At 58.0% G+C, this 13,905-nt stretch carries 10 protein-coding genes; 1 reads left to right on the top strand and 9 read right to left on the bottom strand.

Annotation, left to right across the window (positions count from 1 at the left end; all coding sequences use genetic code 11):
• Window positions 1–10: 10 nt before the first annotated feature.
• The 8 genes from trxA to IEW73_RS07610 all read right to left on the bottom strand — a co-directional run bounded on the left by trxA (window position 11) and on the right by IEW73_RS07610 (window position 10,843).
• Complete coding sequence (gene trxA / locus IEW73_RS07645; protein ID WP_188672340.1) at window positions 11–331, bottom strand: thioredoxin; 321 nt, start codon at window positions 329–331, stop codon at window positions 11–13.
• 29 nt (window positions 332–360) lie between these two features.
• Entirely contained in the window at window positions 361–1,380 is a 1,020-nt protein-coding gene (gene trxB, locus IEW73_RS07640) for a thioredoxin-disulfide reductase (RefSeq protein WP_188672336.1), read from the bottom strand.
• Between the two features lie 108 nt (window positions 1,381–1,488).
• Entirely contained in the window at window positions 1,489–2,271 is a 783-nt protein-coding gene (locus tag IEW73_RS07635; protein ID WP_188672333.1) for a TetR/AcrR family transcriptional regulator, read from the bottom strand.
• Window positions 2,272–2,345: 74 nt separating this feature from the next.
• The gene (locus IEW73_RS07630; RefSeq protein ID WP_188672330.1) at window positions 2,346–3,107 is read right to left on the bottom strand and encodes an RsmA family anti-sigma factor; all 762 of its coding nucleotides are present in this window, start codon (window positions 3,105–3,107) and stop codon (window positions 2,346–2,348) included.
• Window positions 3,108–3,159: 52 nt separating this feature from the next.
• Window positions 3,160–3,762, bottom strand: a complete 603-nt coding sequence (gene sigM / locus IEW73_RS07625; protein ID WP_188672327.1) for an RNA polymerase sigma factor SigM — start codon at window positions 3,760–3,762, stop codon at window positions 3,160–3,162.
• Window positions 3,763–3,873: 111 nt separating this feature from the next.
• Complete coding sequence (gene murJ / locus IEW73_RS07620; protein WP_188672323.1) at window positions 3,874–7,749, bottom strand: murein biosynthesis integral membrane protein MurJ; 3,876 nt, start codon at window positions 7,747–7,749, stop codon at window positions 3,874–3,876.
• Window positions 7,746–10,145, bottom strand: coding sequence for a glycoprotein (locus IEW73_RS07615; protein ID WP_188672320.1), 2,400 nt, complete (start codon window positions 10,143–10,145; stop codon window positions 7,746–7,748). The genes murJ and IEW73_RS07615 overlap by 4 nt, the downstream gene beginning before the upstream one ends.
• Complete coding sequence (locus tag IEW73_RS07610) at window positions 10,142–10,843, bottom strand: NUDIX hydrolase (protein ID WP_229675870.1); 702 nt, start codon at window positions 10,841–10,843, stop codon at window positions 10,142–10,144. Before IEW73_RS07610 ends, IEW73_RS07615 begins: the two co-directional genes overlap by 4 nt.
• Window positions 10,844–11,025: 182 nt before the next feature.
• Between IEW73_RS07610 and IEW73_RS07605 the strand changes: the two genes are divergently transcribed.
• Complete coding sequence (locus IEW73_RS07605; protein WP_372433621.1) at window positions 11,026–12,471, top strand: CCA tRNA nucleotidyltransferase; 1,446 nt, start codon at window positions 11,026–11,028, stop codon at window positions 12,469–12,471.
• Between the two features lie 22 nt (window positions 12,472–12,493).
• On the opposite strand, the gene IEW73_RS07600 is transcribed toward IEW73_RS07605, so the two are convergent.
• Window positions 12,494–13,837, bottom strand: coding sequence for an MFS transporter (locus IEW73_RS07600; RefSeq protein ID WP_229675820.1), 1,344 nt, complete (start codon window positions 13,835–13,837; stop codon window positions 12,494–12,496).
• Window positions 13,838–13,905: the final 68 nt, after the last annotated feature.

The raw sequence follows: 13,905 nt of genomic DNA, 5'->3' as shown, positions 1-13,905 counted from the left end.
ATTTTAGTTCCTAGAGGTGGTTTTCGATTTCCTTGAGCAGAGCGGCTTTTGACTTGGCTCCCACAATCGTCGTTACAGGCTTTCCGTCCTTAAACAGGATCATTGTGGGGATCGATAGGATCTGGAAATCGCGTGCGACAGCTTGATTGGCATCGATGTCTAGCTTGGCGATGGTGAGCTGTTCGGGCTTCTCAGCGGCGATCTCTTCGAGCACGGGTGCGACCATGCGGCATGGTCCACACCACGTTGCCCAGAAATCTACGAGTACTGGTTTGGAGCTCTTCAACACATCGTCGGCGAATGAATCGTCGGTGACAGTGATAGTCGACATTGGGCTCAATCCTCTTTCTTTTGGCGCGCTTATGAAACTAGCGAAGTAACAGCGTCGTTGGAGTGGGCGCTGTCCGAGTTAGAGCTGTCAGACACCTGGTCGGCGAGCCAGCGTTCAGCGTCGATAGCCGCGGCACATCCGGTGCCGGCAGCAGTGATGGCTTGACGGTACGTGTGGTCGACGAGATCGCCAGCAGCGAAAACACCTGGTAGAGAAGTGTAAGTCGATGGTGAATCGACCTTTACATAGCCGGCCTCGTTAACGTCGACCTGACCCCGAACGAGTTCACTGCGGGGGTCGTGACCGATTGCGACAAACATTCCGGTCACAGGGAGATCTTGTGTTTCGCCCGTGACGGCGTCTGTGATTCGGAGACCGGCGACACTGTTCTCGCCAAGTACTTCATCAACGCGTGCATTTGTGATGAAGCGGATCTTCTCGTTGCTCTTTGCCCGCTCAAGCATGATTCGGGAAGCACGGAACTCGTCTCGACGGTGAACGATGGTGACACTGCGAGCGAATCGGGTGAGGAAGGTTGCCTCTTCCATCGCTGAATCTCCGCCACCGATGATGGCGATGTCTTGGTCTCGGAAGAAGAAACCATCGCAGGTGGCGCATGAGCTCACGCCGCGGCCAAGGAGTCGCTCCTCCCCTGGCACGCCTAGGTAGCGAGCCGCGGCGCCCATCGCGAGGATGACAGCGCGAGACTTGTATTCGACGTCACCGACCGTGACCGTTTTGATTTCGCCTTCGAGGTCGACGCTGGTGACGTCTTCGCTACGAATATCGGTGCCGAAGCGTTTCGCTTGTTCGCGCATTTCGTCCATAAGTTCTGGACCCATGATTCCCTCGCGGAATCCTGGGAAGTTCTCAACCTCGGTTGTGGTCATGAGCGCCCCACCGAATTGCGAACCTTCAAACTGGAGAGGATTCAGTTGCGCGCGCGCAGTGTAGATAGCGGCTGTGTACCCGGCAGGTCCAGAGCCAACAATTATGACGTCATGAATCTCGCTGGTGGCGTCACGATTACTGCGGTCGGCGGTAGTCATACAGGTCTTCCCCTTGTTGCAGTCACAGTGGTTCACCCGGTGTGAAGCACTCGTAGTGTGGTAACACAAGGGTAATGCTCGTTGTTCCCGTGAGCGCTATTTAGGTCGTCAGCGGGGTGCGATTTCCTGTGCGATTCCAGCAAGCGCAATCGTGAGTTTACGGTCTAGCCACTGGCTCGGATCTGTGTCGATCGCTTCCCGGCCGGCTTGAACGGTGTCTTGGAACTCCGGCGCAGCATCGGGATCACTTTGTGGCCAGGTGGTGGCGAATGCTTCACGTGAAGGCATCGATGGTGATGGCACCCGACCATCCATCTGCTCTGTGCGACGGCAGTGGTCGATGACAAGGTCAATGACGAGGTCGAGCGCAAGCACCGCATTTGTTGGGCTGAACCCTAAGTGGACGAGGCTGACCATCACTTCGGTGCCACGCTGCAGCATGTTGGGCGAGAATGTCCCCCCTGCCAGCTCAGTAGCAACACCGGGGTGGTTCTCGCACATCCTTTGCGTCGCTATAGCCGTGTCATAGAGAAATTCTCGCCAGTCGTTGCCAGCCGCCGGATACTCGGAGCGTTCCAATGCCAAGTCGAGCGCGTGTTTGACCAGGTCATCACGGCTTGATACATAGCGATACAGGGTCGCGTGGTTAACACCGAGTCGAGCGGCGACCGAAGTCATTGTGATTGTTGCTACGCCCATTTCCAGCGCGGTCTCGCGAATCATCTCCGCAGTGACAATCGCCGGCCGCCCACGTTTGCGGCGTGGTTTGTCTGCCACCTCGGCTGGCGCTGAATCGTCGACCCTAGCGTCGTCAACGCTACGGCCGTCGGTGGCGTCGTCATCGACGAAGTCGCGTGGTGCGGGTCCCTCTTGGGAAACGGAACGTGTCACAGGTAACAGATTACAGCAAAATGCCTGTTCATCCGGCATAGTTTGCCCGTAGGTGCGGGTCGAGAAGGGGTTGCCTACCTGTTGCCTACGGTAGTTCTAGAGACTAAAGAGGGGCGATCTAAATCACAATTTATGCCCACTACCAGCGACGTTATGCCCCCCAAATGGTGGTCAGCGACCACGATTCGAGCGAGTTTTTCGTCAGAAGAAAAATTCGGTGGAAGATTAACTTGTTCCTCGATCGGAACTACCCCAAGCAACTGTGCATCTGAAGAAAATCCATGAGCGCTGAGGCAACGACTCAATTGCGGTTCAGCAATCAACGCTGAACTACCGCCGCGGAAACCTAACGGACGCTCCGCCGCGATTTCTGGCTTGCGATCAATCAGAGCCTCAGTACGCACCGAGTCACGAGGTTCTGCGTAAATGCCTTCAACTGTCAACAAAGTCGCCACAGCGGCGAATACAGCCGCAACGGAAGCCGCCGCAAGGATAATTGCACGCCGCGAGCTCTGAATCCTTCGTGCGCCAATGGACACCACAGTGTTGTCAGGCCGGTTGGGTGCAAACATGGAGTCGATGGACGCAGCAAGCTCAGGAGGAAGATCTTCGCCTTCATCGTCGTGGGCCAACGCATCAAGTTCACGGTGAACAACATCGAGGGCCCGCAGAAGGTCCTGCGCCTCTGTGTCCTCGTGTAGCCGACTACGCACACTCTGCTCTGTTGATGGGCTGAGAAGACCAGCATGCAAATCGGCGACAAGTTCTGGGCTATACGGCGGCTCAGGAGGACCGCCGTCGCTCCGCGAATGGTGTCGCCGCCACGACACAGGCACAGCACCCCCTATTCTTAGGCTGTCGTTGTACTGCTCCGGTTTGCTTGGCACATTAGGTTTTGACGCGCTGGGTGTCAGCTTGGTTCCCTCGTCGCTGCAGATGTTGAAGATTTTTTGCCAACTTCAATCTTCCTCGCGAACAGCGCGACTTTATTGTTCCCGTTGGAACCCCAAGAAGCTCAGCTGCGTCAGTTACCGAATAGCCTTCGATATCGACCGCGACGATGGCTTGGCGCTGATCTTCAGGTAGCAACCGCAGGGCCTCTTCCACATCGAAAGCCACGTCATTCATCTCGATGGCATCCTCGAATACGGCAACGTGGTCCGCCACTGCCGGCTCAAGTGGAACAGTCGCCCTCACGCGATTTCGCCGCATGCGGTCGAGGCAGGCATTCACCACAATGCGGTGAAGCCAGCTTCTGACTGCTGCATCAGCACGGAAGCTCTCTGCCATACGATGCGCGGAAAGCAGTGCTTCCTGCAACGCGTCGGCAGCGTCTTCAGCGCTATAACATGTTCTTTTCGCTACTCGCCACAAATACCGTTGATGACGACGAACAAGTTCGGAAAAAGCCTGAGTGTCCCCCGACACGTGAGCGGCAATGAGTTCCGAGTCCGTCAATTCGGCTGTGGCGACCCCCCTGGTCTGTCGCACGTGTAAAGAATAACCCGACGTGACATGGATTACGAATTGAAAAAGTCTTTACCAATCCTAAAGGGGGGTGTTTGTTGCGAATTTCACAACAAACACCCCCTCTTCCCAGGCTTATTGCTGAGCGGTGACCTTGATGGACGAAATGCTTCCCTGTATTCGACCGTCAGCCTCACTAAGCCGATCAATCCAGATCAACAGGTGTTCCGACTCCTCACCAGCATTGAGAGGAATGGTTGTCACTCCGTCTTCGAGTTCGGCATTTCCGATCACGACGGTGTCGTCAAGTTCTGGGCTCGTGTCGTCCGCGAGGCGAACTTCCACCCGTGAACCAGGTCGTGATGTTTCGATATCGATCTCTGAAAAGTTATATGCCCCATTGAATGTCAGGATTAGGCCGACACCATTCTTAAATGCAGGCAACTGCTGCATGTACTCGGAAGTGGCCCAAGCGGTGTCGGGGTTTCCATCGATGGCACGGCCCGCGTCACCTGGATTATCTGGTTGTTGTTCAGGCGAGTACACGGTCACGTCGGACGGAGTCAGCGTGAACGACACCGATCGACCCCCGTCAGCTTGGTCGAGGGCCGGGCCCGGCATCTGCGATTCTGCGGTGAAACCAAGCGGCTGCCGAGCAGGAGGGGTGTTGGAGCCCGTCATCAGAAGTTGAGTGATCTTCGAAGCGGCGATTGTCAGAATGATCACCGTCGCGATCGCAAGCAGCGAAAGAACTGCGACAACCCTGCGCGCTCGCTTTCGACGTTCCTCTGGCGTCATGAGAACCGATTGTGGCTTGATCCGAACCGCACGCGGACGGACGTTTGCCTGAGAGGCCCGAATGACAGGAATCATGTCCGTCGACTGATCCGCCATAGTTGCCTGATCGAGGATCTGATGGACTGTTGCGGCCGTTCGAATTCCGCTGGAAGGGTGCAAGGCCCTCAGTGCTACAGCGGAAATCTCGTATGGCAAGCCTGCTCGAATTGTCCGCGGATCAACCGGACGCCCTTCATCATCAAGGTTAGGGGCGGTGAGCCCACCAACGACTTCGCCCGGGCGCGCATAACGCACCGAGCTCTGTGAGCGCCCCGTATCGACAAGTGCATGCCCAGGCTCAGCTAGCGGCCACAAACCTGTCACGAGTGCGTACAGCGCCGCGCCTAGGCCATGCACATCATGCGCTTGATCAGCGTTGGCTGCCGTTCCCGGGAACGCTAGGACGGCATCACCTGAAGTGTTGATACGGATACGGTCAGGGTGATCAATCGACAGTGCGGTGCCAGCGCGATGCGCTGCCTCCGCGGCAGCGGCAAGTGCGCGAACTGCACGAGCAGCACCCACCGCAGACGGTTTGGTTTCTGCAATCTCGCGCAGCGGCTGGCCTGGCGTCCATTCTGAAATGACGATCCCGCCCGCACGGCCCTTGACCACGTCGAGAACACGAGCCACACCAGGGGAATCAATCCGGGCAAGACGAAGAGTACGAGAGAGCAATACCTCATGGCTCTCCAACTCGCTGTCCTGCTGTAATTCCGCACTACCGGCCATCACGAAGGTCAGCGCAACATCGCGCTCGAGCTTAAGGTCCTGCGCTTGCCAGAAGTGAAGTCCGCGCGCTTGGCCGTGTTCCTCGACAAGGCGATACCGCCCACCGGCGACGATTGTGCCCGGAGTGAGACGCGGCTTCCTCTCACCGGTGAGAGGTGGACGTTGCTCACCCTCAGTGCTGGTGGCATCGCTGTTTGTGGCGTCGATAGGGGCAGCCGAGTCGTGGGCCGGCGTTTCTGAACCGTGGCCCTTGTTCGAATCGGTCACTACATCCGATGAGTCTTTCATTCTCTTTCCTTCAGCCACACCAGGTGACACGTCGCCGGTGTCATCGCGGACCTCGCGAGACAAAGTGTGTTCCGGGCCAGCGTACGGCAGGTATGTGCCTTTGCTCGGGTGCTGATTCGGAGCGTCCGGCGATTCTTGTGAACTTGCCGGTGGTGTGAGCGTTGTCACTGGTTTGCGACGCAGCCGATTGGTGAGCCGTGAGAATGCACCAAACACAAGCTGAACCTCAGGAACCTTCAGCTTGTAGAGGATGGCGTATGTAAGTCCGAGAATGATGACAGTGGCCGCGAACAGGTCAATCCAGTCGTTGAGCCGACCGAAACTTTCGGCGCGTCCCACGTTGACTCGGATTATCAGATAAGCCAGGTATCCGATCGCCCCCACTACGGAGGCCGTGAACACCATGAACATTGAGCTGAATGTGTAACGGAGTCTCAGCGGTCCGATGCGATACCGCAACAGCATCGCTCCAACGATCGCTCCGGCGACATATCCTGCGCCGTTGGCGAAGTGGAGGAACGCAACTACCTGGGTCTCGTCGTTGGCGAGCCGTGGTGCAAGCAACGAGAGTCCCACTTTTACGCCGGTGATTCCAACCACGATGAACGTGGGTGTCCATGCGTCGTGGCTGGCGTAGAACACTCGAAGATGAAGCAGCACGAGCGCGTACGGGACTAAGGAGAACGCAGCTAGTGACAGCGCACCGCCAAGTACAGAGGCGTCGTCAGTAGAAAAGTTTCCATACGCGAATAACACCTGGGCGATCATTGGCCCCGCGGCTGTCATGAGGACGATGACTGGGATTAGGGCGACCATGGTCATGCGTGTCGCCATCGTGAGGTCGTCTACAACGGCCCTGTTATTGCCGTCAGCGGCGTTTCGGCTCATCCGCGGCATGATCGCCGTGAGCACGGCGACGCCCAGTACGCCGTAAGGAACCTGCAGCAGTAACCACACGATGTTGTAGATCAGCGCTGCACCCTCGCTGGATCCGGATGCCACGTTGTAGGTAACGATGAAGCCCACTTGGCTGATAGCCACATAGACGACGATGGCCAACGCCATGTTGCCGAACTTCCGAAAACGCGCGTCGAGTCCCCACAGCGGTTTGAGTGATACGCCTGCTCGTCTGATGCTCGGGAGAAGTACAAGCACCTGGGCCACCACACCCAACGTGGTGCCGATGCCGAGGAACAGAATCTCCGCGTTGGATAAGTCTGAGGGATCACGCCAGATGAAGAAATAAAGGCCGAGCGTCGAGATCGCGATGACATTGTTTGCAACTGGAGCCCACGCGCCGGGGCCGAAAATTCCTCGCGTGTTGAGGATTGCCGCGAACACGGCGGTCAAGCCGTAGAACAGGATCTGAGGCAACAGTAGGTACGCGAACGCGACCGTGAGATCGCGATCAACCACCGAATCTCCGCGGTTGAGCATGATTGTTACGAGCAACGGAGCAGACACAAGCGCGATGACGGTGGCACCGATCAGAATGGTGCTTGCCATCGTGACGAGTTGGCGGGTAAACCGCGCTCCCCCGTCGGCATCTTCGCGTTCAGCCCGCACTAGGACGGGCACCACGATTGCGGCGAGGACGGCACCCAGTACAAGTTGCTCGACAAGGTTCGGAAGAACATTGGCGATGGTAAATGCGTCGCCAACGTACGTTCCAAGAACGGCAGCCAACAGCACTGTTCGGAAGAAGCCCGAGATTCGGCTGATCATCGTCGGGAGCGCCATCGACCCGGTGTTTTTCATCAAGCCCGAATCAGCTTGATCATGTTTTGACGCTGTTGCCGTTGCGCCCGGAGTTGTTATTCCGGGCGCCGTGGCACCCGCAGGTACCCCGGTCCGGCCCGTGGTCATGCTCCCGGTTACGCCTTGAACTGGAACGATAGGTGGAGCCTGCTGCCCGACTGCATGCCCGACCGCATGCCCGGTCATGGGCGCGGTCATAGCCCCGGTCGAGGATTGGGGGGCTACCTTAGGGCGCAGTCGTGGCGGGCGTGGTGCCTGCTTCCGAGGTCGGGCCGTGCGGTGGAGTGCTGCCGGATACCGTTCCCACGGTGCTCGCTTAGTCACAACCGGTTCGTTTGCTGGTTCCGAACTCGACGGGGGTGGTGAGTCGTCGGGAGTGTCCGTGCCGTCCGTCATGTGGGTTCGTGACCTTCGTCCGCTGGGTCTGGTTGTCCTCGGAACCGGTGCCAAAGTCGGCGTCCTGCGAGGAGTAGCAATATGAATCCTGCTGTCGCGGTGAGGATCGTCATTATGCGCCCATATGCCGTGGAGCGCACTGAAATGCGAATAGCCTCGCCTAGAACGTGGTTATCGGGAGTCGTTAACTGGAGGTCTACCGCAAACTGACGGTTGTAGCTGACCTCGGTGGGTATTGACAGTTGCCGTGACCCGCGTGGGGGCAGCTGTTGCACACCAATATCTTCGAAGAAGACTCCCACAGGGGCGTCGACTTGGAGGCGCACCCGGACGGGAATGGGGAGATTGTTGCGCGCGACGAGCAGCAACGGGCTTTGTGCTGATGCCAGTGTGTGTACGCCGCCGGGGTTGAGCACCGTGACCTGTTCGTGGAGGAACGCCACGCTGTTTTCGACCGACTTGATACGTTTGCGCCCCATGCGGTCAGGTTCGTCTTGTGCCTCATTTGACGTCCCAATCGGACTGACTCTCCCCGACATCGATAATGCGCGGATGATGTCGTTGCGAAGCGGTGCCAGGAATGCGTCTGGAGTAAGGGCAATGCTCGGATCGTCGGCTAGAGCTGTCCGAAACTCTTCGACCTCCAACGAAGCGCGCCCGGCCCGTTCCAGGAGAGCCTCTGGCACCCGCACGTCTTCGTGGGACTGAGGGTATTGGAGGATGCCGCTGGGGCGGTCCCGGTCCGACCGTGTCGCCTCAGTGATGAGCGCCGCCAGTGGCTCAGGGCGGGCCTTGCCTGACTCGAGGAGTTGAGTTGCGGCCGTAAACAACTGGACCCCTTCGACGCTGGTGACATCCCAGTGTGGTGGTGGACTAATCACGATTGAGGACGGCGCATCAGAGAGTGGTTCGTCGCTGTCCGAGCGCGGTGCCAGCGCTGCCCACGATAGTGCTCCTACGGCGTCTTGAGACCGTGCAACCCTGTCCTTTGTGACATCGCCGTTTGGTGTCGCCGAGGCATAGTTGACCGGAATCGGCTGCTCCCCTGCTGCCGCGATAAGTTCTCCTACCGTTGCGTCAAAGAGCATCACCGGTAGTGTCCGATCAGCTGACCGAGCATCGTCTATGGAGATGTTCGCGAATCGCTCACGGTATGGCTCCGAAGAGTCTGTAGCAGCGTTGTTGCTAGCAATCAGCGCGGTTCTAAGCGGGGTGTCCGCGATCATGCTCGCGCTTTGGTTGCTGATGACCGCACTATCTGGAAGGGCAATTCCTCCCAAAGTAGTTGTTCCGAGGATTGTGCTGAGCGCTTCGGTGGAGGCAACCAATGCCCGGTGCGCGATCGCTGGTTGCTGGATACGTGCTAGCGCCTCTAAGTCGACTTGCGCAGAGGGTGTAGCGACGGTGCAAAGTTGTTCTGCAAGAGTTCGTAGCCGATCAAGCCAAACACCAGCGATGACGCTTCCAGTGCCGACAGTTGTCGGTCCGGTGGGGTCGTCGGGGTCGAGAACAACTTGATATCCAGACTGCATACCGCGGACCGTCAAGACTAGGTCCGGGTCAATCGCGAGGCACAGTGCTGAGGCGAGTAGCTGCGAACCGGGGATCTCGGGTGCGATTGCGCGTTCCACCGCGGTGAGGGCCTGATCGAGACGGCCGCCGGCTGATAGCGATTCGGCAAGGTCGTCGTCTAGGAGACGAAGGACTTGCGCGTCCCCAGTTGAACCGGGTGCAACTCGCGGCTTATCCACGAGGGGCCACACCAGCGTTAGGGGTACTGGTTGCCGCTCGGTGGCTTCGGGAGCATCATCGCCTTCATCATCGGTGGGTTCGCTGTCCGGCAGGGCAGGCAAGTCGAGTACAGGCAGCAGAAACCGCGCTGAAAGATCCTGGACATTAAAGCCAGTCGACGTAGTAGCCGTCGCGTTCACCAGGATTGGAAAAACTCCGGATTCTCGGAAGTGGAGTGAGTCTCCGGTTCCTCCACGGAACGGAAACGACACAGAAAATGCAGTGGTCTCGCCTGCGTCTAACGTGTCAGCAATTCGGCTGTTGGGCGTGAAAATCTGATAATTAGCCTCGCTGAGCGTGTCCGTAGTTCTCAGTTCGTTTTGGCTCTTGACGGGGGCTGCACGTTGCATACGAATATTGACGGCGCTGACCGGCGATGACGTGTTGTTGGTTACGGTCCCCGAAACGGTCAGCGTTTGTGCTGATCCTGAGGTCACTATGGTGGGGTTGATTCCGTCGAGGGTGACTTGCAGCTCGTGGTCCGTCAACGACGTGGGGGGCGTCGTTTGAGCTGACGCAGGTAGTTGCGAGGGGTAACCAACCACTGCGAGCATCAGCATCATTAGCGCTACAAGCGGCACTGCCGTCATGGCGGGTGATCTCATCGTGTTGGTGTGTCTCGTGCTTCTGGATCGCGGCTCTCCCCCGCGGCCATGCCTCGATCGTTGTACGTATCCGAGGGCCCAGATGGGGTGTGTGGCGAAGCGGTCTCAGGGGTGGAATCAAAAAGATCCTTCATCCCGGCAATAAGCTCTGCTGCCATTCGGGCGAGCTTACGTTCATCCGCATACGCGAGCCGCGAATCGAGTTCAGATAGCGGCACCCACGCTACCTCTGTTACCTCCATATCGGCGTCAGAAAGCTCGCCGCCGAGAAAGCGCATGAGGTAATGGTGGACGGTCTTGTGTACGCGCCGACCTTCGGTGACGAACCAGTAATCGATGCTGCCAAGCGAAGCGAGCACCCGGCCCTGGATACCAGTCTCCTCGGCTACTTCACGCATTGCCGTTTCTTCTGCCGTTTCGCCGCTCTCGATGTGCCCCTTGGGTAGAGACCACAGGAGTCGACCTCGGCGATCAAGACGCCCGATGAGCGCTGCGCGAAGCATTTCGCGGCCACCTTCCCATCCGGTGATGACAAGGCCCCCGGCGGATGTCTCTTTCACTGTCCGCATGCGGCGTCTTCGGGGGTGGTGTCCAGATTCAGGCTTCGCCCCCGCCTTACGGGAATTGGATGTTTGACCAGTTTCGGAGGCGTTTCGACTATTCGTCGAATGCGTCGGAGATGCAGCATCAGATCGCACTTGCCCATTGCGAGGCCGTGGGCGACGGCGACGCTGGGGTAAACGATCGTCAGGGGACACTTAGTCATGGTAGCCGCAAGTGGCGCATTGCCTCTCATAACATAGCGGTATGTGACCTTCAGATCACGTGAATCAGTTCCGAAATGCGAGCAAAGCACGGGCGACGGGTAGGGTATACCGGCGTGGTATCACAGTCTTCTGAGGGTCAACATACGCCGCTACTTGCCGCGGCTGCTATTGCGTTACGCGAGCACGAAGAAACCCTTGTGCTGCTAGGTCAGCGTTTCGAGCAAGCCGGTTTTGAGTTGTATCTGGTGGGCGGGTCAGTACGAGACGCAATTTTAGGCAGGCTTGGGACAGACCTCGACTTCACCACAAATGCGCTCCCCCAGGATGTGCAACAGTTGCTGACTGACTGCGTCGATCATCAGTGGGACACAGGCATTGATTTCGGCACGATCAGTGCACTACGCGGCGGAGTCCAGATCGAAATCACAACATTTCGGTCTGACAAGTACGACGGGCAGTCACGTAATCCTGAGGTTTGTTACGGCACCTCGCTGCGAGATGACCTAGTACGTCGTGATTTCCGGATGAATGCCATGGCAGTTCGGATTACATCCGAAGGAATCGGATCTTTTATAGATCCGCTTGGCGGGCTTGAAGACGTCGCTATGCGGCAACTAGACACACCCGGTACTCCCGAAATGTCCTTCAGTGACGACCCTTTGCGCATGTTGCGCGCCGCGAGGTTCGTGTCACAACTCCAGTTCACCATCGCTCCCCGAGTGTGGAATGCGATGGAAAGCATGGCCGCCGAAATTGGGCGAATCACGGCAGAACGAGTGCGCTTGGAACTCGACAAGATGATGGGTGGCAAAGATCCCATCGCCGGCATCGAAGCGCTCGTCAACAGCGGTCTTGCTGACCACACCATCCCTGAAGTGCCAGCGATGCGCCTTGAAATCGACGAGCATCATCAACACAAAGACGTTTACACACACTCATTGACTGTGCTTCGGCAAGCGATTGACCGGGAGGACGATGGTCCCGATCTCGTCCTCCGTTGGGCAGCGCTCCTACACGACATCGGGAAGCCGCCTACCAAGAGAAATGAACCCGGTGGTGGGGTGAGTTTTCACCATCACGAGGTTGTAGGCGCAAAAATGACACGTCGCCGAATGCGGACCCTGAAGTATTCCAAAGCCATGATTGAAGACGTCTCGCGTCTCGTTTACCTACATCTCCGTTTCCACGGATACGGCAAGGGACAATGGACTGATTCGGCCGTTCGTCGCTATGTGACTGATGCTGGTCCCCTCCTGGACAAGCTCAATAAACTTGTCCGTGCAGACTGCACCACGCGCAATCGACGGCGTGCGCTCTCTTTGCAACGCGCGTACGACGACTTGGAACAGAGAATTTCTGAGATCCAAGAAGCGGAAGATCTAGCTCGAGTGCGACCCGACCTTGACGGCAACGCCATCATGGAACTTCTTGGTATACGGCCGGGGCCCGATGTGGGCGCTGCGTGGAAGTTCCTGAAGGAGCTTCGACTCGACAGAGGCCCACTCCCCCGCGACGAAGCGGAAGAAGCCCTGTTGACATGGTGGAAAAGCAAGAATTGACGTGAGTAAGGCGAGCTAGTGGTCAACCGCTATAGCCGATGCGCTGTCGTAGCCATCGCATAATCGCTCGATGAGGCGGTAGTTTTCGCCGACTGTTGAGGAAGATGAGCAGCAGAGCGACTCCGTATGCGGCCGCACCCGCGAGAACGAGAGGCAGCGACCGCCCATCGATGGGGATCACTAGTGCCCCAAGGCCAATCGCCACTACGAACAGGGCATTAAAGACCATGTCTTGTAGTGCGAAAACCCTTCCGCGTTCACTGTCCCGGATCTCCATCTGCATCGCGGCGTCGCCCGTCAGTTTGATTGTCTGACCTGCAACTCCGAGGAAAAACGCCGCAATTATCAGTGCGTGATGATCGAGCATCCGAACGAGTAGCAACTGGGTGGTTAATCCGATGAGAACTCCGCACACCACCGTTGGGGTGCGCCCAATTCGCGGAATCACAAAGGGCATTAAGGCGGCCGCTGTGAACATGCCCGCCGCAGCCACCGCGATCGCGAGTCCGAAGCCAGCTAAACCTCCAGGCAGGCGGACTGAATCGTCTGCGGTGCGCAGCACCAACACCATGATGAGTGTGTTGAGGCCAAACACCATCCGATGGGCAGCGAGACCTGTAAGTGCTGCTGTGACACCCTGCGAATGCCATACAGCCCGACTGCCGGCGGCTAAGCCTCCAGCAACGGCGCGGATCTCGGCACGGTAACTGCGTTTGGTGATACGCCCGAGAGCCTGACGTGGTCCCAGTGCGTGTGGCACGAACCCCCACGCCGCGAGCCCAGTTGCTACAGGAGCAGCGACAGCGATGGTTGCAGCTATACCGGACCCGAAGTCCCCCTCCCCTAGCGCGGTCACCACAACGATCGACAGTGCGGCGCCCAGCCCGGTAATGCCGGCACCGATCGTCACCAGGATCGAATTGGTGGGAACGAGGTGGTTCCGCGCGACAATATTGGGAAGTGACGCGGACAGCCCAGCGAGCATGAACCGACTTACCCCCACCGCTGCAAGTGCGATCAGCAAGAGAGCGGGTCCTTCGATGCTGTTCAGAAGGACGACAGCAGCACCGATGGTAAGAACGGCACGGATGACAGATGCACAAACCAGTACGGTTTTCCGGTCCCAGCGATCAAGCATGGTTCCGAGAAACGGTCCGACGAGTGAGTACGGTAGCAACAGGACCATGAACCCCACGGCGATCGCTAGTGGATCGGATTGCCGCTCAGGGTTGAACAAGATCGCACCGCCTAGGGCAGCTTGAAAAAACCCGTCGCCGAACTGGTTAGTCCACCGAACAACCGTGAGCCGGATGAGCCCAGGCGATTGCCGAACAGCCTGCGAGAACTCTCGCGTACGACGTTTCACATCCAGCCTTAGTTATTTGGTGCGGGAAATATGACAGCTAGGTCGCTATCGTGGGGACTCCACTCCCC

It is taken from the genome of Hoyosella rhizosphaerae (assembly GCF_014643175.1).
Lineage (GTDB): Bacteria > Actinomycetota > Actinomycetes > Mycobacteriales > Mycobacteriaceae > Lolliginicoccus > Lolliginicoccus rhizosphaerae.
This window is presented reverse-complemented; position numbering and strand designations above follow the sequence as displayed.

Excerpts from the sequence above, each read along its gene's own strand:
- murJ (WP_188672323.1), bottom strand. The coding sequence starts at position 7,749 with ATGACGGACGGCACGGACACTCCCGACGACTCACCACCCCCGTCGAGT.
- trxA (WP_188672340.1), bottom strand. The coding sequence starts at position 331 with ATGTCGACTATCACTGTCACCGACGATTCATTCGCCGACGATGTGTTG.
- trxB (WP_188672336.1), bottom strand. The coding sequence starts at position 1,380 with ATGACTACCGCCGACCGCAGTAATCGTGACGCCACCAGCGAGATTCAT.
- IEW73_RS07615 (WP_188672320.1), bottom strand. The coding sequence starts at position 10,145 with ATGAGATCACCCGCCATGACGGCAGTGCCGCTTGTAGCGCTAATGATG.